Origin of the sequence: Mesorhizobium sp. M0909, assembly GCF_040319515.1 — a bacterium.
GTDB lineage: Bacteria > Pseudomonadota > Alphaproteobacteria > Rhizobiales > Rhizobiaceae > Mesorhizobium.
The window spans coordinates 205,466-226,144 of the sequence record NZ_JAMYOA010000010.1 but is presented as its reverse complement, the minus strand read 5'-3'; the positions used below and the strand labels follow the sequence as shown (position 1 = coordinate 226,144).

Annotated in this window: 10 protein-coding genes; 8 read left to right on the top strand and 2 right to left on the bottom strand. The window is 64.4% G+C overall.

The genetic code is table 11. The features are described from left to right. Positions 1 to 167: 167 nt before the first annotated feature. Both hutC and NKH83_RS18050 read right to left on the bottom strand, forming a co-directional pair. Positions 168 to 929: a histidine utilization transcriptional repressor HutC gene (hutC, locus tag NKH83_RS18055; protein ID WP_352806181.1), complete on the bottom strand. Its 762-nt coding sequence runs from the start codon at positions 927 to 929 to the stop codon at positions 168 to 170. Next, complete coding sequence (locus NKH83_RS18050) at positions 926 to 2,278, bottom strand: formimidoylglutamate deiminase (RefSeq protein WP_352806177.1); 1,353 nt, start codon at positions 2,276 to 2,278, stop codon at positions 926 to 928. The genes hutC and NKH83_RS18050 overlap by 4 nt, the downstream gene beginning before the upstream one ends. A gap of 98 nt (positions 2,279 to 2,376) precedes the next feature. Here NKH83_RS18050 and hutI point away from each other — a divergent pair, with 98 nt between their 5' ends. From hutI to NKH83_RS18010, 8 genes are all read left to right on the top strand, one after another. Then, entirely contained in the window at positions 2,377 to 3,612 is a 1,236-nt protein-coding gene (gene hutI, locus NKH83_RS18045; protein ID WP_352479966.1) for an imidazolonepropionase, read from the top strand. Further along, a complete protein-coding gene (gene hutH, locus NKH83_RS18040; protein WP_352479967.1) occupies positions 3,609 to 5,144 on the top strand; it encodes a histidine ammonia-lyase in 1,536 nt (511 codons plus the stop codon). The genes hutI and hutH overlap by 4 nt, the downstream gene beginning before the upstream one ends. Before the next feature lie 421 nt (positions 5,145 to 5,565). Further along, positions 5,566 to 6,384: an N-formylglutamate deformylase gene (gene hutG, locus NKH83_RS18035; RefSeq protein ID WP_352480594.1), complete on the top strand. Its 819-nt coding sequence runs from the start codon at positions 5,566 to 5,568 to the stop codon at positions 6,382 to 6,384. Positions 6,385 to 6,416: 32 nt separating this feature from the next. After that, positions 6,417 to 8,087 (top strand): urocanate hydratase, encoded by a 1,671-nt coding sequence (gene hutU, locus NKH83_RS18030; protein WP_352480595.1) that lies wholly within the window; start codon positions 6,417 to 6,419, stop codon positions 8,085 to 8,087. An 8-nt stretch (positions 8,088 to 8,095) separates the two neighbouring features. Continuing rightward, complete coding sequence (locus tag NKH83_RS18025) at positions 8,096 to 8,683, top strand: HutD/Ves family protein (RefSeq protein ID WP_352480596.1); 588 nt, start codon at positions 8,096 to 8,098, stop codon at positions 8,681 to 8,683. 267 nt (positions 8,684 to 8,950) lie between these two features. After that, positions 8,951 to 17,521 (top strand): glycoside hydrolase family 94 protein, encoded by an 8,571-nt coding sequence (locus NKH83_RS18020; protein WP_352480597.1) that lies wholly within the window; start codon positions 8,951 to 8,953, stop codon positions 17,519 to 17,521. A 364-nt stretch (positions 17,522 to 17,885) separates the two neighbouring features. Continuing rightward, a complete protein-coding gene (locus NKH83_RS18015) occupies positions 17,886 to 19,655 on the top strand; it encodes a glucan ABC transporter ATP-binding protein/ permease (protein ID WP_254817502.1) in 1,770 nt (589 codons plus the stop codon). Positions 19,656 to 19,915: 260 nt separating this feature from the next. Then, positions 19,916 to 20,671, top strand: a complete 756-nt coding sequence (locus NKH83_RS18010; RefSeq protein WP_352480598.1) for a heme ABC transporter permease — start codon at positions 19,916 to 19,918, stop codon at positions 20,669 to 20,671. The last annotated feature ends 8 nt before the right edge of the window (positions 20,672 to 20,679 follow it).

Here is a 20,679-nt window from a genome sequence, read left to right as displayed (position 1 = left end):
CCTAACCGCCATCGTCTCCCTGCTCGGGGGCCCGTATTTGTTATTATTGTAATGGGGCGTGAGGGGGTGGGGCGGGGGTGGTGGCTCCGACCCCACCCCGCGTCACAAAATGCCGCCGCGCGGCAATTTGCTCCGCGACCCTCCCCTCAAGGGGGAGGGTTAGGAGCTCACCCCTGCGACGGCGTGAACCGCGCCACCAGCGTGTGGTTCTCTGCCGCATAGGTGAACCGGACATGGGTGACGGGGTGCTCGGCGCTCCATGTCCGCCGCTCGATCACCAGGCACGGCGCGCCGGTCTCGATGTCGAGCGCCGCCGCGATGTGCTTTTCGGCGGCAACCGCGCGGATGCGATGCTCGGCGGCACTCCACGGCACGCGCCCGATCAGCCACGGACCGGGCGCGGTCTCGAGAAACGCCTCTTCGGCGGCCTCCGGCACGGCAGCCAGGTTGATCAGCCGCTGCTCGTGGGCAAACGGCCGCTTGCCGGCGAAATGCAGGCATTCCAGCGCCAGCACTGGTCCGGCGACGTCGAGTTCAAGCAGGGCGCGGTCGTCGGTGTTGCTGCGCCTTCTGCTTCGCGCCATGCGCTCATAGCGGTAGGGTAGGCCAAGTGCCTCGACCTCGATCCGGATGTCGTGGATTTCGAGAACGGCCGCCTGCGATTGCGGCCGGCGGACAAAGCTGCCCGAACGACGCCGGCGCTCGATCAGCCCGGCCTTGGCCAGTTGCGACAGCGCCTTGTTCACTGTCATGCGCGAACAATTGTATTCGGCCGTCAGTTCATGCTCGAACGGAATGCGGTGGCCGGGCGCCCAGGCACCCGACAGGATCCGTTCGCTGATGTCCGACAGGATGCGCTGGTGCAGCGAAAGAACCTCGCCGCCGTCCGCGCTTCCAGAATCCGCGCTTGTTGTCGCGATCATGCTCATGCCGAAAGCGCCGTCATCACCTTGCGGAACCGCTCGGCGATAGCATCGCGCCTGGCATGCATACCGCCGCTGACCAGTTTCCTGCCATGCACCCAGACGCAATCGATCTTGGTGCCGTTGGCAAAAATCCAGGCGTCAAGGATTGCATCGCCCGTCTTGCCGGCCAGCGATGGATGCTTGCCGTCGAGCGAGACGAAATCGGCCGGGGCACCTGCTGCGATCTGCGAGGGGCCGGCGCCCAGCGCGGCACTGCCACCATCGAGCGCTGCGTCGAACAAAGCACGGCCGGTCGAGCCGCCGGCGACGGCCAGCACGTTGCGGGCGCGGTGGGCGAGGCGCTGCGAATATTCGAGCTGCCGCAACTCGTCAGGCAGGCCGATCAGGACGTTTGAATCCGAGCCGATGCCAAAGCGGCCGCCATGCTGCATGAACAAGGACGCGGCAAAGGTGCCGTCGCCGAGATTGGCCTCGGTGATCGGACAAAGGCCGGCAACGGCGCAGCTTTTCGCCATTTGCACCGTCTCTGTGTCGGTCATGTGGGTGGCGTGGATCAGGCACCAGCTCCGGTCGACCTTGGCATTGGCAAGCAGCCACTCGACCGGCCGCGCCCCGGACCAGGCAAGGCAGTCCTCGACCTCCTTCATCTGCTCGGCGATGTGGATGTGGATCGGCCCCTCCGGCGCCATCACCGTGATGTTTTCCAGTTCCTCCGGTGTCACGGCACGCAGGCTGTGCGGGGCGACGCCGACAACGCCTTGATTCAAGCTGCGAACGGATTCGCGGCATTTCTCAACAAGCCGCGAGAACTGGTTCACATTGTTGATGAACCGCCGCTGGCCATCATTTGGCGCAGCGCCGCCGAAAGAGGAATGCGCGTAGAACACCGGCAGCAGCGTCAGCCCGATGCCCGTCTCGGACGCTGCGGCAATGATGCGTTCCGCCATCTCGGCGATGTTGGCATAGGGCCGGCCGTCGCGGTCGTGGTGTAAATAGTGAAACTCGCCGACACGCGAGAACCCGGCCTCCAGCATCTCGACATAGAGCTGGGCCGCGACCGCCTCGACCTGGTCCGGCGTCATCGAAAGCGCGAAACGGTACATCACCTCGCGCCAGCTCCAGAAACTGTCGGCGGAAGGCCCGCGCAATTCGGCAAGGCCGGCCATGCCGCGCTGGAAGGCGTGGCTGTGCAGGTTCGGCATGCCGGATAGAAGGATGGCCTGGCGCTCGTCGCCAGGCAGGAGCGAGGTATTCGCCTCGACCGCGGCGATCCTGCCGTCGGAGATGACGATCCGCACATTGCTGTGCCAGCCGTCGGGCAGAAGTGCGTGTTCCGCGAAGATTGCCGTCACGTTTTTCTCCAAATCCCGGTCTGCCATGCGATGATAACGCTTGCAGTGCCTTTTGATATGTATATACATAATCGTCACCGATTGAAACGGAAAAGATGATGGCTGCAGAGAGCAAAAGCCGGGCAGGGGAGGTTCGCCTGTGGCGCAATGCGCGCCTCGCGACCATGGCCGAAAGCAGCACCGGGTTAGGCGTCGTAGAGCACGGTGCGATCGCCGTGCGCGATGGCAGGATCGTTTATGCCGGGTCGGAAGCCGACATGCCGGCAGCACTCCGCGAGGGCGCCGAGGCGACCGACTGCGAAGGCCGCTGGATTACGCCCGGCCTGATCGACTGCCACACTCATCTGGTCCACGCCGGCAACCGTGCCAATGAATTCGAGATGCGGTTGGCCGGCGCCACCTATGAAGAGGTTGCCAAGGCCGGCGGCGGCATCGTTTCCTCGGTCAAGGCACTGCGCGCGGCCAGCGAGGACGAGCTGGTCGCCCAGTCGCTGCCGCGCCTCGATGCGCTGATCGCCGAAGGTGTCACCACCGTCGAGATCAAATCCGGCTACGGTCTCGACCTCGAAAACGAGAGGAAGTCGCTGCGCGCCGCGCGACGGCTGGGCGGTGAGCGGCCGGTGACGGTCAGGACCACTTTCCTCGGCGCCCATGCGCTGCCGCCCGAAGCAAAAGGCGACAAGGATGCCTTCATCGATCTTGTCGCCAACGAGATTTTGCCGGCCATCGCTGCCGAGGGCCTGGCCGATGCCGTCGACGGTTTTTGCGAAGGCATTGCATTTTGGCCGGAGCAGATCGCCCGCGTGTTCGATGCCGCGAAGGCGGCGGGCCTGCCGGTCAAGCTCCATGCGGACCAGCTGTCCAATCTGCACGGCGCGGAACTTGCTGCGCGCTATGGTGCGCTGTCGGCCGACCACCTCGAATACACCGACGAGGCCGGTGCGGCGGCGATGGCGAAGGCAGGATCCGTGGCGACCATCCTGCCCGGCGCCTACTATTTCATCCGCGAGACCAAGAAGCCGCCAATCGCCCTGTTTCGCCAGCATGGCGTCAGGATGGCCGTTGCCACCGATAACAATCCCGGCACGTCGCCGCTGACCTCGCTGCTGCTGACGATGAACATGGCGGCGACGTTGTTCGGCCTGACGGTCGATGAATGCCTTGCCGGCGTCACGCGCGAGGCTGCCCGCGCGCTCGGGCTGCTTGGACAGACCGGTACGCTGGAGGCCGGAAAATCCGCCGATCTGGCGATCTGGGACGTCGAACGCCCGGCCGAACTCGTCTACCGCATGGGCTTCAACCCGCTGCATGCCCGCATCTGGAGGGGACAATGACCGAACTCAAGCTAAGGCCAGGCAATGCCACGCTGACCGATTGGCGCGCCATCTATCGCGGCGCCGCACTGAGGCTCGACGATGCCTGCCGGCCGAAGATCAAGGCCAGCGCCGAGGCTGTCGCCAGGATCGTTGCCAAAGGCGAGCCGGTCTATGGCATCAACACCGGCTTCGGCAAGCTGGCCAGTGTTCGCATCCCCGCCGCCGACCTGGAAACGCTGCAGCGAAACATCGTATTGTCGCATGCCGCCGGCGTCGGCGAGCCGATGCCCGTCGCAATTTGCCGGCTGATGATGGCGCTGAAGCTGGCCAGCCTGGCACAGGGCGCCTCCGGCGTGCGGCCGCGGACCATCGAACTGCTCGAGGCGATGCTGGCCAACGACGTGATCCCCGTGGTGCCGGCGCAAGGCTCAGTTGGCGCTTCCGGCGACCTTGCGCCGCTGTCGCACATGACCGCGGTGATGATCGGTGTCGGCGAGTGCTTTACCCCGCATGGCCGCTTTCCCGCCAAGGTCGCCTTCGTTTCGCACGGCCTGGAGCCGGTGATACTGGGCGCCAAGGAAGGCCTGGCGCTGCTCAACGGCACCCAGTTCTCGACCGCGTATGCGCTTGCCGCTTTGTTCGAAGCGGAGGTGCTCTACCAGTCGGCACTGGTCGCCGGCGCGCTGTCGACCGATGCCGCCAAAGGCTCCGACGCTCCGTTCGATCCACGCATCCATCTGCTCCGGAAACATCGCGGCCAGATCGAGACGGCCGAGGCGTTGCGCAATTTGATGGCCGGCAGCGCCATCCGTGAATCGCACCGCGTCGGCGACGAGCGCGTGCAGGATCCGTATTGCCTGCGCTGCCAGCCGCAGGTGATGGGCGCTGCACTCGACGTGCTCCGCAAGGCTGCGGACACGCTCGCCACCGAGGCCAACGGCGTCACCGACAATCCGCTGATCTTTGCCGAGGACGACTCCGCGCTTTCGGGTGGCAATTTCCACGCCGAGCCGGTGGCCTTCGCCGCCGACATGATCGCGCTCGCCGTCTGCGAAATCGGCTCGCTGTCGGAGCGGCGCATCGCCATGCTGGTCGACCCGGCGCTGTCGGGCATGCCGGCCTTTCTCACGCCCAAGCCGGGTTTGAATTCCGGTTTCATGATCCCTCAGGTCACGGCCGCGGCACTGGTTTCTGAAAACAAGCAAAAAGCCTATCCGGCCAGCGTCGATTCGATCCCGACCTCGGCCAACCAGGAAGACCATGTCTCGATGGCGGCGCATGGGGCGCGCCGGCTCATCGGCATGGTCGAGAATGCGACGGCCGTCATCGGCATCGAATTGCTGGCCGCCGCACAGGGCTGCGATTTCCATGCGCCTCTGGCCTCGAGCGCGGCACTGGAGGCGGTGCGCCGGCTGGTCAGGGCAGAGGTGCCGCATCTCGACAACGACCGGCACTTCCACCCGGACATGGAGAAGGCCATCGCCATGGTACGCAGCGGCGCGGCGGTGGAAGCGGCAAGCGCGGTGAAACTGCCGGGGATTGCGTCATGAGACTGTTATCGCCGCGTTACGCCGCGATGGGTCGTGTTCCGTCGCGCCCCCCTCTGTCCTGCCGGACATCTCCCCCTCCAGGGGGGAGATTGGCAGCTTCGGGGACTGCGCCCTTTCTGCATCCTACGAGATTGGCGAAAGTAGAGATGATAGCCAATCTCCCCCCTGGAGGGGGAGATGTCCGGCAGGACAGAGGGGGGCGCTGTCCCGCCAACCTCAGCCCGGCAACACCGAAACTTTCAAAGTCAGAAACAAAAAACCCGCCTCAAGGGCGGGTCGTCGGGCTGAATCAGCACCATAGCCAAATTATTAGCATAGCTGCCGGCACAAAGCAAGAACAAAATACGTCGCAACCAGCAAAAAGCGAGATCGGTGTTCAAAGACGGTCGCAGAGTTGCGTTCTGTCACGCGGAGACTTCCGATGACCTCGCCCTCCTGGCTCACCGTCACCCAAGGCACGGCACCCTTGCTGGTTTCGATCCCGCATACCGGCATCGATCTCGCCGGCCTCGACAGCCGGCTAATCTCGCCCTGGCTCGGCCGCCGTGACGCCGACTGGTGGATCGACAAGCTTTATGACTTCGCAGAAGACCTCGGCGCGGCCGTTGTGCATACGGCGATTTCGCGCACCGTCATCGACGTCAACCGCGATCCGTCCGGCGCCTCGCTCTATCCCGGCCAGACGACGACTGGGCTCTGTCCGACCGAGACATTTGACGGCGATCCACTCTACCGCAAAGGTGAAGAGCCGGGACCGTCGGAGATCGACGAGCGCCGCGAGAAGTTCTTCGTGCCTTATCATGCCGCGCTGCAGGCCGAGATCGACAGGCTGCACGCTTTGCATGGGAAGATCGTCGTCTATGACTGCCATTCGATCCGTTCGGTGCTGCCGCGCCTATTCGAAGGCAAATTACCGGTCTTCAATCTCGGCACCAACGACGGCAAGAGCGCCGATCCGACGCTGCAGGAGAAAGTCAGGCAGATTCTGGGCGAAACCGGCGAGAGCTTCGTCGTCAATGGCCGCTTCAAGGGCGGCTGGATCACGCGCCATTTCGGCCAGCCGCAAAACGGCGTCCACGCGCTGCAGATGGAGCTGTCCAACCGCGGCTATCTGCGCGAGCCCGAAGGCAAGGGCATGCCCGGCAATTGGCCGGTGCCTTACGATGCCGAATTCGCGGCGCCAATCCGCGTCACGCTGAGAAAGATCCTGGAAACCGCGATCGCCTGGGCCGAGCGCTGACGCGCGGCGCGCTTCATTCGAAAGGGACAATCATGACCGATCCTCGCCACAACATCCGTGAAGTGCGCAGCCCGCGCGGCAGCGAGCTCAACGCCCGCACCTGGCTGACGGAAGCGCCGTTGCGCATGCTGATGAACAATCTCGATCCCGATGTTGCCGAGAACCCCAATGAACTGGTCGTTTATGGCGGCATCGGCCGGGCGGCGCGCACCTGGAACGATTTCGACCGCATCGTTGCCTCGCTGAAGACGCTTGGCGACGACGAGACGCTTTTGGTGCAATCCGGTAAGCCGGTCGGCGTGTTCCGCACCCATCCCGATGCACCGCGCGTGCTGATCGCCAATTCCAACCTGGTGCCGCACTGGGCGACATGGGAGAAATTCAACGAGCTCGATAGAAAGGGCCTGATGATGTACGGCCAGATGACGGCCGGCTCGTGGATCTACATCGGCACGCAAGGCATCGTGCAGGGCACCTATGAGACCTTCGTCGAGGCCGGCCGCCAGCACTATGGCGGCAATCTCAGGGGCAAGTGGATACTGACCGGCGGCCTTGGCGGCATGGGCGGTGCCCAGCCGCTCGCCGCGGTCATGGCCGGCGCCTGCTGCCTGGCCGTCGAATGCGATCCCGACCGCATCGATTTCCGGCTGCGCACCCGCTACGTCGACGAACGCGCCGACACGCTCGACGAGGCTCTGGAAAAGATCGAGCGCTGGACCAAAGCCGGTGAGGCGAAATCGGTCGGCCTCGTCGGCAACACCGCCGACATCCTGCCGGAACTGGTGCGGCGCGGCGTGCGCCCCGACATCGTCACCGACCAGACCTCGGCGCATGACCCGCTCAACGGCTATCTGCCCAAGGGCTGGTCGCTGGCCGAGTGGCGCGAGAAGCGCAGCAGCGACCCGAAGGCCGTCGAAAGAGCTGCCCGCGCGTCGATGCGCGAGCACGTCGAGGCGATGGTGGCGTTCTGGAACGCCGGCGTGCCGACGCTCGATTACGGCAACAACATCCGCCAGGTGGCGAAGGAGGAGGGCTTCGAGAATGCTTTTGCCTTCCCAGGTTTCGTGCCGGCCTATATCCGTCCGCTGTTTTGCCGCGGCATCGGCCCGTTCCGCTGGGCGGCACTTTCCGGCGACCCCGCGGATATCTACAAGACCGACGCCAAAGTGCGCGAACTCACGCCCGGCAACACCCATCTGCACAATTGGCTCGACATGGCGCGCGAGCGCATCGCCTTCCAGGGCCTGCCGGCGCGCATTTGCTGGGTTGGGCTCGGCGATCGCCATCGGCTCGGCCTCGCCTTCAACGAGATGGTCGCCAGGGGCGAACTGAAGGCACCGGTGGTCATCGGCCGCGATCACCTCGATTCCGGCTCGGTCGCCTCGCCGAACCGCGAGACGGAGGCAATGAAGGACGGCTCGGATGCCGTCTCCGACTGGCCGCTGCTCAACGCCCTGCTCAACACCGCGTCCGGCGCCACCTGGGTGTCGCTGCACCATGGCGGCGGCGTCGGCATGGGCTTTTCGCAGCATGCCGGCATGGTCATCGTCGCCGATGGCACGCGCGAGGCGGCGAAGCGCCTGGAGCGGGTTCTGTGGAACGACCCGGCGACCGGCGTCATGCGCCACGCCGATGCCGGCTATGACATCGCGATCGAGTGCGCCAGGGAGAACCAGCTCAACCTGCCCGGCATTTTGGACTGAGCCGCGCCTTGCGCATCCTTCGGGCAGCCGAATACCGGTCGATGCCGTGGAAGAACGGCGGCGGGGTCACGACGGAGATTGTCGTGTCGCCGCCAGGTGCCGGGCTCGACGATTTCGACTGGCGCGTCTCGATGGCCCGCGTCGAGGGCAGCGGCCCGTTCTCCGGCTTCGCCGGCGTCGACCGGACCTTGGCCTTGCTGGAAGGCGAGGGCATGGTCCTCGATATCGCCGGCCGGCCGCCGGTCGAAATCACCAAGGCTTCCGACCCGCTTGCCTTTCCGGCCGACGTGCCGACGCAAGCTACGCTGATCGCCGGCCCGATCATCGACCTCAACGTCATGACCCGCCGCGCCCGGGCGACCCACACGGTAAGGCGCCTGCTGATTTCGGCTCCGACGGAGATCCAGGCCGAGGCCGATGAAACACTTATTCTGTGCGTCGACGGCGAACTCAGCGTGGCCGGCGCGGCGCCCATGCAATTGGGGCCGCTCGATGCGCTGTTGCTCGGGGCGCAAGCGCCGGAACTGCGCCTGGATGCGGTCCGGCCGGCGATGCTGTTCGTGATCCGCATCGACCGCACTGCCGGCAACGATTAACGTCTGTTTCCAAACATGATCGTGACGCCGGCCAAATATCGCGTAAGCTGGTCGCTGCATCACGAAAAAGCCTGAATCTTCCGCCGATCAGAAGCCGAAACGATGCTCATAGTGCTCGCCTGGAAGTTGTCGAGAGACGGCATCTTGTCGTGGTGCGGAAACAAACTTTCGGCCAAGTGTTGCGATGCAACCAATTGCATTTGGACCGGTTTTAGGGACATTGCCGTGGCGGTGACGCCGCACTGCGTCCCCAACACGGAACCTTAGATGAATATCCAGACCAATCTCGCACAGATCGAAAAGACGAGCGCCAGCTTCCCGGCTGTCACCGACGAGCCGATACGCTCCCATTTCCTGCCGGAAGATCGGCTGCGCGCTTTGGGCGCAGCCCTTGCCAATGGCGATGCCAAGGACTTGTTCGGTCTGACGCCTTTCGATTTTCAGGCGCGCATTCGTGACAGCGCCAGGAAGATTCTCGATGTCTACCGTTCCACCAACGCTGCCCAGGCGAGGGGCGAAACGATCACGCCCGCGGCGCAGTGGCTGCTCGACAACAACTACCTAGTCGAGGAGACCATTTTTCAGGTCAAGCGCGACCTGCCGCGCCGCTTCTATCGCCAGTTGCCGACGCTGAAACTGTCGGATGGATCCAGCGTGCCGCGCGCACTGGCGGTCGCGTGGACCTATGTCGCGCATTCCGACAGTTCCGTCTCGTCGGCCATGTTCAAGGCGATCGTCGAAGGCTTCCAGTCCGTCGAGCCGCTGAAGATCGGCGAATTATGGGCGCTGCCGTCGCTGCTGCGCTTCGTCCTGATCGAGAACCTTCGCCGCATCGCGGTCCGCGTCAATCGCACGCGGGAACTGCGCCAGATCGCCAACGAGGTCGCCGACCGTGTGCTGGCGACGGACGACAGCGCCGACCGGCAGGCGATACTTTCCCACTACAGCGCCCATGCGCAGGACACCACCTTCGCCACCCAATTGCTCTACCGGCTGCGTGACGGCTCGCAAAATGCCGGCAGGGCGCTGGAATGGCTGGAGGGCGAGCTGGAAAGGACCGGCTCCGACGCCGAGGAGATCATCCTCAGCGAGCACCACACGCTGTCCAGCGGCAACGTGACCACCGGCAACATCATCCGCGGCCTGCGCCTGATCAACGACGTCGACTGGACGGTGTGGTTCGAGGGCGTCAGCCGCATCGACACCTTGCTGCGCGAACGCACCGATTTCGCCGCCCTCGATTTCTTTTCGCGCGACCAATACCGGACTGCGATCGAGGAGCTGGCGCGCCGTTCCGATCTCTCCGAATTTCGCGTTGCCGAAAGGGCGATCGAGCTCGCCGGCCATGCTGCCGATGCACCGGGCTCCGAAAGCGGTCCGATCGCTCACACCGACGTCGGCTTCTTTCTGGTCGGCCCGCGCCGGCAGGAGCTCGAGCGGTCGATCGGCTACCGGCCGACCATCGGCAAGACGCTGAACCGGACGTTCCGCAAGACCGGATGGCTGGGCATCGTCGTGCCGGTGTTTTTGCTGACGGTCCTGCTTCTGGTCGTTTCCGGCAATGCGCTTGCCAATCTCGGCCTATCGGTGCCGTCGATCGTCCTGATGCTGGCCCTGTTCGCGGTGCCGGCCAGCGAAGGCGCGCTCGCATTCTTCAATACCGTCGTCTCGCTGTTTTTGAAACCGACACGTCTCGTCGGCTATGATTTCAGGCACGGTGTGCCGCCCGAGGCGCGCACGCTGGTGGTGGTGCCGTCGCTGATCGGCTCGCGCGACGATGTCGAGGAGAACATCCGCAACATCGAGGTGCATCACCTCGCCAACACGGCAGGTGAGGTCTATTTCGCGCTGCTTTCCGACTGGCCGGACTCGAAGACCGAGATCGATACGGCGGATGTCGAAATCCTCGAATTCGCCCGCGCCGAAATCGCCAGGCTGAACGCCCGCTATCCCTCGGAAGGCGCGCCGCGCTTTTATCTGCTGCATCGGCGCCGGCTCTACAACGCATCGCAAGGCGTCTGGATGGGCTGGGAGCGCAAGCGCGGCAAGCTGCACGAATTGAACCTTCTGCTGCGCGGCGACAGCGACACCACCTTCTTGCCGTTGGAAGTGCCATTGCCGGAGAGCGTCGTCCACGTGATGACCCTGGACGCCGACACCCGCACCACCCGCGACGCCGTCGCTGCGCTGGCCGGCAAGCTTTGCCACCCGCTCAACCGTCCGCATTTCGATGTCGCACGGCGCGAGGTTACTGCAGGTTATTCCATCCTGCAGCCGCGCATCACCGCGTCGCTGACCAGCGGCGACGAGGCATCGTTCTTTCAGCGTGTCTTTTCCGCCAATCGCGGGCTCGATCCATACGTCTTTGCGGTGTCGGACCTCTACCAGGACATCTTCGGCGACGGTTCCTTCACGGGCAAGGGTCTTTACCACGTCGACGCCTTCGAGGCGGCGCTGAAGGGCCGCATCGAGGAAAACACTATCCTCAGCCATGATCTGCTCGAGGGCGCACTGGCGCGATCGGCTTTGGTCACCGACGTCGAACTGGTCGAGGACTATCCGACCCGCTATTCGGTCGATGCGTCGCGCCACCATCGCTGGGCACGCGGCGACTGGCAGCTTCTGGGCTTCATCCTTGGCCCGCGCTCAAACGTGCCGGCGCTGTCGCGCTGGAAGATGGTGGACAATCTGCGCCGCTCGGTGACGCCGATCTTCTGGGTGATGGCCGCGATCGCCGGCTGGACGCTGCTGCCCTTCACGCAGGCCGCGCAATGGCAGGCGCTGCTGATCCTCACGCTGTTCATGGCGCCCACTTTCGATATCGTCAACGCCATCCTGCCGAAGAGCGGCGATCAGACGCCACGCGGCCATTTCTCGGCGCTGGCACGCGATGTTGCCTTCGGTACCGCCCTGGTGGCGCTGAAGATTGTCCTGATGGCACACCTAGCCTGGATGATGGGCGACGCAATCATCCGCACGCTCTACCGCCTGTTCGTCAGCCGCCAGAACCTGCTCGAATGGCGCACCGCCTCGCAGGCACACAAGGGCAGCGACAACGATCTCGGCTCCTACTACAGCATCATGTACGGCGCCGTGATCATCGGCGTCGTCGGCCTCGCCGTCCCGGTGCTGGCCGATTCCACCGGCGCCTTCGTCGCCTTCTTCTTCGCCTTGTTCTGGATCGGCTCGCCCGCCATCGCCTGCTGGATCAGCCGTTCGGCCGAAACCGAGGACCGCCTGCGCATATCGGCCGCCGACATCCACGCGCTGCGCACCGTGGCGCGGCGTACATGGCACTATTTCGAGACCTTCGTGACGGCCGAGCATCATCATCTGCCGCCGGATAATTTCCAGGAAAGCCCGGCCCCCGTGGTGGCGCCCCGCACCTCGCCGACCAACATCGGCGTCTACCTGCTGTCGGTGATTTCGGCACGCGACTTCGGCTGGATCAGCCTCTCCGACGCCGTCAACCGCATCGACGCGACCATGTCGACCATCGAGAGCATGCCGCGCGATCGCGGTCATCTCTTCAACTGGTACGACACCACGACCCTGAAGCCGCTCTACCCGCTGTACATTTCGGCGGTCGACAGCGGCAATCTCGCCGGCCATCTGGTGGCCGTGGCCGCAGCCTGCGCCGAATGGGCCGAAGCGCCGTCGGTGCATGTGCAGGGCGACTTCGAAGGCATCCTCGATACTGTCACCATCCTCGACGAAAGCCTTGAGGAACTGCCCGACGACCGGCGTCAATTGCGGCCCTTGCGCCAGCGGCTCGCCGATCGTCTCGACGGCATGCGGCGGGCGGTAGAATTGATCAAGGCGCAGCCGGAGATGGCGTCGATCCGTACCATCAACCTGGCCGTCCTGGCCGGCGAGATACGCAAGCTCGCGACAGCCATCCACACCGAGGCCGCGTCGACCCAGAGCGACACCATCGCCGATTGGGCGGCCAGGCTCGAAGCCACCTGCGAGGCGCATGTGCACGACGCGCACAGCGACGAAAACGCCGTCGCGGCATTGCGGGCCAAGCTTCTGACGTTGCGCGAGCGCACGCGCCGTTTCGCCTTCGAGATGGATTTCTCGTTCCTGATGCGGCCCGAACGCAAGCTCCTGTCGATCGGTTACCGGGTCGAGGAGCATCAGCTCGACGAAAGCTGCTACGATCTTTTGGCCTCCGAGGCGCGGCTGACCAGCCTGTTCGCCATCGCCAAGGGCGATTTGCCGACCGAGCACTGGTTCCGGCTCGGCCGGCCGATCGTCGAGATCGGCTTCCAGGGCGCACTGATGTCCTGGTCCGGCTCGATGTTCGAATATCTGATGCCGCCCCTGGTGATGAAGGAACCGCAAGGCAGCATTCTCAACCAGACCAGCAAGCTCATCATCAAGCGCCAGATCCAGTATGGCCGTTCGAGGAACGTTCCCTGGGGGATTTCGGAAGCGGCCTACAACGCCCGCGACCGTGAACTGACCTATCAGTACACCAATTTCGGCGTGCCCGGACTCGGCCTGAAGCGCGGCCTTGGCCAAAATACGGTAATCGCGCCTTACGCGACCGTGCTGGCAGCGCAGTTCACGCCGCATGAATCCGTGCAGAACCTGGCCAGGCTGAGGCGGTTGGGCGCGCTGGGCCGGCACGGCTTTTACGACGCGGTGGATTTCACGCCGCAACGCGTCCCCGAGGGCACCGACCACGCCGTCGTGCTCAATTACATGGCCCACCACTCCGGCATGTCGATTGCCGCAGTTGCCGATGCGATCTTCGAAGGGCGCCTGCGCGATCGCTTCCACAGCGATCCGGTGATCGAGTCGGCCGAATTGCTGCTGCAGGAAAGGGCGCCGCGCGACATCCCGACTGCGACCGTCAGAACCGAGGCCGACGAGCGCTCGAAGGACGAGACCGAGCTGGAAAGCCCGGACACCCGCATCGTGCTCGATCCGCTGAGGGCGCTGCGCTCGACCAGTGTCATGTCCAATGGCCGCTACTCGGTCATGGTCACCGCCACCGGCTCCGGCTACAGCCGCTGGGGCGACCTTGCCGTCACGCGCTGGCAGCCGGATCCGACCGAGGACCGCCTTGGTTCCTATATTTTCCTGCGCGACGCCAGCAACGGCGACTGGTGGTCGGCCACCGCCGAGCCGAAGCGCGCCGCCGGCGAGCGGGCGCAGACGCTGTTTTCTGACGACAAGGCGAGCCTCGTCAAATCGGTTGGATCGCTGCGTTCAGAAGTCGAGTGCATCGTCATCTCGGAAGGCAATGGTGAGGGCCGACGGGTGACGCTCCACAATGATGGCCCCGCCGACCGGCATATCGAAGTAACCTCGTTTGCCGAACTGGTGCTGGGCTCCGAGCCCTCCGATAATGCCCATCCGGCTTTTTCGAAGATGTTCGTGGAAACCGAGATCGCGCCGAACAACGGCGCGATCTTCGCCACCAGGCGCAAGCGCGAAAAGGATGAACCCGACGTCACCATGGTGCACTTCGTCACCGACCCGTCTGGATCGGCGCGCGACGCCGAGGCGGAAACCGACAGGCGCGCCTTCATCGGCCGTGGCCGCACTATCACCGAGGCGGCTGCCTTTGATCCCGGCGCCAAGCTTGGCGGCCATTCCGGCTTCACCCTGGATCCGATCGCCTCGCTTCGCCGGCAGGTGCGCGTGCCGGCCAACAAGAAGATTTCGCTGACCTTCTGGACCGTCGTCGGTACCCATCGCGCCGAATTGGATGCCGCCATCGCCCGGCTCGACCATCCCGAAAGCTTCGCCCGCCAGGCGATGCTCGCCTGGACGCGCTCGCAGGTGCAGACCCGGCACCTTGGCCTCAGTCTGTCCGACGCCGCCAATGTGCAGAAGCTGGCGCGCTATCTGATCTATCCCGATCCGTTCCTGCGCCTTCCGGGCGAATCCATCGTCTCCGGGCTCGGCAGGCAGTCCAGCCTGTGGCCGACCAGCATATCCGGCGATTTTCCGATTTTCCTGGTCAGGATCGCCGATGTCGCCGATCTGGAGATCGTCGCCCAGGCGCTTCGCTTCCAGGAATACATGCGCGCCCGCGGCATGATGATCGATTTTGTCGTCGTCAACGAGCAGGCGTCATCCTACGTGCAGGACCTGCAGCGCGCGGTGGAGACGCTGTGCGAAAACAGCCGGTTGCGCGGCAAGGAACTCGGACCCCGCCAGCACATCTTCGCGGTGCGCCGCGATCTGATGGAGGAAACGACCTACAGGACCTTGCTCGCCGTCGCTCGGGTGGTGCTGCATACGCGCAACGGCACCATCTTCGACCAGATCGAGCGCGCCGAGGCCGCGGCACTGCAGGCGCGGGACGCCGCCCTCCAGCCGGCAGACCTTGCAGCGCTTCGCGAGCCGTCCTTGCCGGTGCCGACGTCGCAAGCATCTGCCGCCCACGCACTGATCGAGGGCCGCGTCGACGGCAGCGGGCTCGACCAATGGAACGGTTTCGGCGGCTTCGACGGCGACGGACGCCACTACGTCGTGCGTCTTGCCGGCCGGCGCACGACGCCGCAGCCGTGGATCAACGTCATCTCCAACCCATCGTTCGGATTCCACATTTCGGCTGAAGGTGCTGCCTTCACCTGGAGCCGCAATAGCCGCGACTATCAGTTGACGCCATGGTCGAACGATCCGGTCACCAACCGCCCGGGCGAGGGCATCTATATCTACGATCATGCCAGTGGCAGGGCGTTCTCGCCGATGGCTGCCGTGGTGCGTGACCCGACAATGACCTACGAAACCTGGCACGGGCAGGGTTTTTCGACGTTCCGCTCACAACGCGGGCCGCTGTCGATGGACCTGACCCATGTCGTCGATCCCGTCGATTCGGTGAAGATATCGCGGCTGCGCATCCAGAATTCGGGTTCGGTGCCGATGCGGCTGCGCGTCTACGCCTATGCGGAATGGGTTCTTGGCGGCCATCGCTCGCGCACCGCTGCAAGCATCGTTCCGTCGAGGGATGCCGCAACCGGCGCATTGCTGGCGCAAAATCCCTATGGACTCGATTTCGGCGAGCGAATCGCCTTTCTGGCCGCCGACGGTGCGGTGCATTCCGTCACCGCCGACCGCGGCGAATTCATCGGCAGGCAAGGCACGAGCGAGTTTCCGCATGCGGTGCTGAGCGGCGCCGACCTGTCGGGCCGCGTAGAGGCCGGCGACGATCCGTGCGCGGCCATTGCACGCGACATCGACATCGCTGCCGGTGGCGACGTCACGCTGCTCTGGCTGCTCGGCGACGCGGCCTCGCCCAACGAGGCCAGCGCGCTGGTGCAGACCCATCGCTCCAGGGATTTCGATCAGCGGCTGGCCGACAACGAGCGCACATGGCGCGGTTTTCTGGACACCATCCAGGTCGAGACGCCGGACAAGGCCCTCGACGCCATGGTCAATCACTGGCTGCCCTATCAGAGCCTGGCCTGCCGCATCCGTGCCCGCTCTGCGTTCTATCAGGCGAGCGGTGCCTTCGGCTTCCGCGATCAGTTGCAGGACACCCTGGCCTTGCTGGCGCATGACCCCAAGCTGGCGCGCGATCAGATCCTCAACGCGGCGCGGCGGCAATTTCCCGAAGGCGACGTGCAGCATTGGTGGCTGCCGCGCACCGAGGCCGGCGTCCGCACCATGATCTCTGACGACGTGGTCTGGCTGGCCCACGCTACCGCGCGCTACCTGCTGGTGACCGGTGACACCGCGATCCTGAAGGAGCAACTGCCCTTCATCGAAGGGCAGGCGCTGGGCGAAGGCGAGCACGATGCGTTCTTCATCCCGGAAATCTCGAAGAAGACAGCCTCGCTCTACGACCACTGCGCGCGGGCGCTCGATCTTGCTGTCAAGCGCAGCAGCCCGGCCGGGTTGCCGCTGATCCTCGGCGGCGACTGGAACGACGGCATGAACCGCGTCGGCGAGCACGGCAAGGGCGAGAGCGTATGGCTGGGCTGGTTCCTGCTGAAGACGCTGGGCGAATTTGCCGCTGTCGCCAAGGCGGAGCGCGATGCAAAGCGCGTGCAAGCCTGGACGAAGCACGCCGAGGTGCTGAAGCGGGCGCTGGAAAGCACTGCCTGGGATGGCGAGTGGTATCGGCGCGGCAGCTTCGACGACGGCACGCCGCTCGGCTCGCGCAAGTCGGACGAGTGCAAGATCGACTCGATCGCCCAGTCCTGGAGCGTGCTTTCGGGCGAGGGCGACCCGGCGCGGTCGACCACGGCAATGGGGCAGGCGATGAAAGCGCTCGTCGACGACGAGCTCAAGATCGTCAAACTGTTCACTCCGCCCTTCTCGAAGACGGAAAAGGACCCGGGCTACATCAAGAGCTATCCGCCGGGGGTCCGTGAAAACGGCGGCCAATACACGCACGCCGCGACATGGTTCGTTATTGCGCTCGCCGAGATGGGTCGCACCGACGATGCCTACCGCTGCCTTTCGATGCTAAATCCGGTCAACCATGCGCTCGATGAAGCCGCGGCAGAGCGCTACCGCGTGGAACCTTATGTCGTCGCGGCCGATGTTTATTCCGGGCAAGACAAGGGCGGCCGAGGCGGCTGGACCTGGTATACCGGGTCGGCGGGCTGGCTTTATCGCGCTGCGGTCGAGAGCATTCTCGGCATAGAGCGCCGCGGACAGCGCCTCCAGTTCACGCCGAGACTTCCCAGCCATTGGGACGGCTATTCGGCAACCCTGAAGATGCTGGGCGCCGAGATCAAGGTACGCGTCGTCCGCGACAAAAAGGCCCGGGCCATCTCACTTGAAGTGAATGGCACGAAGACCAAATCTTCGTCCTTCGAGCCAAAAGCCGGCGACAATGCCGAGGTGGTCGTTAGAATACCGACCTAGATTCAAGGACTTGGAGCGTCGCTCAGGGTTCCCCAGGGCACGCGCGGGCGCTCCAAGTGCCTCTACCGGTTATATTTGCGTTTGACCTTGCTGAATGCCTGCACACGACTTTAGACGTCGTGCCTTGGGTCTTGCTGATTAAAAATGTGGCAGTGCTTTCCAGTTGCCATGATTTTGCCGCAACGCTGACATTTCACCTTTTATCTCAAACTGTTAGACGATCACGGCAAATTTCGAAGCGTCGTCATCTTTTGTTCGCGGAATGGGAACGGAAGAGGTAGACGAGCATTGTTTTGCGACGCGTCAACCGATACGAGTCAAAAAATGACGCACTGCACCATAAATAATTGGCGGAGTAGCTGAAGTGTCACTTCTGCAAATCTACTGGCGAGCCCTTGGTTATCTCGCTGCCGACAGGAAACGCGTTGCGTTTATCTGCGGGGCGAATGTCGCGCTTGCCATTATCGCCATTCTCGAGCCGATTATGTTCGGCCGGGTGATCGATGCCATTTCGGACCGCGGCTCGGTATTCGCGACACTCGCAATGTGGGCCGGTCTCGGCGCGTTCAACATCATTGCCTTCGTGCTGGTGGCGCGCGGCGCCGACCGCTTTGCCCACCAGCGGCGCAGCGAGGTTCTCTGCCAGTCGTTCGAGCGCGTGATCACCATGCCGCTGGCCTGGCATCATCAGCGCGGCACCTCCAATTCTCTGCACACGCTCCTGCGCGCGGTAGAGACCCTGTTCAGCCTCTGGCTGGAATTCATGCGGCAGCATCTGTCCACCGCGGTTGCGTTGGTCCTGCTGGTGCCCACCGCGCTCAGCATGGATATCCGCATGTCGATGGTGCTGCTGGCGCTTGGCGCGCTCTATGTCGGCATCGGACGGCTGGTGATGCGGCGCACCAAGGAAGGCCAGGCGGCCGTGGAGCGGCACTACCACAAGGTGTTTGCGCATGTGACCGACTCGGTCAGCAACGTCGCCGTCCTGCAGAGCTACAACCGCATCGGCCATGAGACCGAGGCGCTGAAGCGCTACGTCAAGAACCTGCTCGACGCACAGAATCCGGTGCTCGACTGGTGGGCGATGGCCAACGCGCTGCACCGCCTGTCGTCGACGATTTCGATGATGGTGGTGCTCTTGATTGGCGCCTATCTGGTGACGCACGGCCAGTTGCGCATCGGCGACGTCATCGCCTTTACCGGCTTTGCCACGCTGCTGATTGCCCGGCTCGACCAGATGTCGGCGTTCGCCAACCAGATTTCCGAGGCGCGCGCCAAGCTCGAGGAATTCTATCATCTCGAGGACTCTGCATCCGACGCCGCCGAGCCCGATGGGCTGCGCGAGCTCGTCAACGTCACGGGGCACGTGCGTTTCGAGAATGTCTGCTTCGAGTTCGGCAACTCCGGGCAGGGCGTCGACGACGCGTCGTTCGAGGTCCAGGCCGGCCAGACCGTCGCCATCGTCGGCCCCACGGGCGCCGGCAAGACAACGCTCATCAACCTTCTGCAGCGCGTCTTTACCCCGTCCAGCGGCCGTATCCTGATCGACGGCATCGACACCCGCACGGTAACCCGCAAGTCGCTGCGCCATTCGATCGCCACCGTGTTCCAGGATGCCGGCCTGCTCAACCGCTCGATCGAGGACAACATCCGCGTCGGCCGTGCGGAGGCGACCTATGACGAGGTCCATGCCGCGGCCAATGCCGCCGCCGCGCAGGATTTCATCCTGTCGAAGAGCGAGGGCTACGACACGGTCGTCGGCGAACGCGGCGGACAGCTGTCCGGTGGCGAGCGCCAGCGCATCGCGATTGCCCGCGCCGTGCTGAAGGACGCGCCCATCCTGGTTCTCGACGAGGCGACCAGCGCGCTCGACGTCGAGACGGAAGACCGCGTCAAGGACGCCATCGACGAGTTGCGGCGCGGCCGCACCACCTTCATCATCGCCCACCGTCTGACCACCGTTCGCGACGCCGATCTGGTCGTGTTCATGGACAAGGGCCGGGTGGTCGAGATGGGCGGGTTCACCGAACTGTCGCTGCGCAACGGTCGCTTCGCCAGCCTGCTGCGCGCCGGCGGCCTGCTCAACGACGAGGAGGTTCGCCGCCTCAGCCGCCCGGTGAACGAAGCCGCCTGAGCAGCGCGGCTTGCCTTCTCCCCTTGCGGGAGAAGGTGGCCTCGCGAAGCGAGGTCGGATGAGGGGTGCTCCGGCTTGGCTCAAATCTTCATCCAAAATCCAGACTTCGGCGCACGGCGATCATTGGCGCCTCACTCCGTCCAGCACCCCTCGTCCGGCTCGACGCTACGCGCCGATCCGCCTTCTCACGCAAGGGGAGAAGAGAAGACGTACCGCCGCTGTGGTTGCCGCAACTCCGCCGGCGGTCTATGTAAGGCCGCATGAGCGACGCGACTTCACGCCCCTCCGGCTGGATGGATATTGCCAACCCGACGCGGTTCGTCGGGCTTGCCGACAAGGTCGTGCCGTGGCTGGCGAGCGTCGCCGCCGTCGTCCTCGCTGTCGGTCTCTATATGAGCTTCACGGCGCCTGAGGACTTCCAGCAGGGCATCACCGTTCGCATCATGTATATCCACGTGCCTTTCGCCTGGCTTGCCATGATGTGTTACACGCTGATGGCGGTCTCGGCACTGGGCACGCTGGTCTGGCGCCATCCGCTGGCCGACGTGGCGCTGAAATCGGCGGCACCCATCGGCGCCGTCTTCACCGCCCTTGCACTGATCACCGGTTCGATCTGGGGCAAGCCGATGTGGGGCACCTGGTGGGTGTGGGACGCGCGGCTGACCTCCGTCTTCATCCTGTTCCTGATGTATCTCGGCATCATCGCGCTGACCCGCGCGCTAGACGATGCCGGGCGCGCCGCCTGGGCAGCGGCCATCATAACCCTGGTAGGCTTCATCAACATCCCGATCATCAAATTTTCGGTCGACTGGTGGAACACGCTGCATCAGCCGGCGTCGGTGTTCCGGCTTGGTGGGCCGACGATAGATCCAAGCCTGTTGTGGCCCTTGCTGGTGATGGCACTCGGCTTCACCGTGCTTTTCTTCGCGCTGCACCTGACGGCGATGCGCACCGAGATCCGGCGCCGCCGGGTCATTTCGATGCGCCGCGTAGCCGCGAGGCAGGCCGAGCGTTAGCCAACCGA

Bases quoted from the DNA above. Each gene is read 5' to 3' on its own strand.
- NKH83_RS18010 (WP_352480598.1), top strand. From the start codon at position 19,916: ATGAGCGACGCGACTTCACGCCCCTCCGGCTGGATGGATATTGCCAAC.
- hutI (WP_352479966.1), top strand. From the start codon at position 2,377: ATGGCTGCAGAGAGCAAAAGCCGGGCAGGGGAGGTTCGCCTGTGGCGC.
- NKH83_RS18020 (WP_352480597.1), top strand. From the start codon at position 8,951: ATGAATATCCAGACCAATCTCGCACAGATCGAAAAGACGAGCGCCAGC.
- hutG (WP_352480594.1), top strand. From the start codon at position 5,566: ATGACCTCGCCCTCCTGGCTCACCGTCACCCAAGGCACGGCACCCTTG.
- hutU (WP_352480595.1), top strand. From the start codon at position 6,417: ATGACCGATCCTCGCCACAACATCCGTGAAGTGCGCAGCCCGCGCGGC.
- hutC (WP_352806181.1), bottom strand. From the start codon at position 929: ATGAGCATGATCGCGACAACAAGCGCGGATTCTGGAAGCGCGGACGGC.
- hutH (WP_352479967.1), top strand. From the start codon at position 3,609: ATGACCGAACTCAAGCTAAGGCCAGGCAATGCCACGCTGACCGATTGG.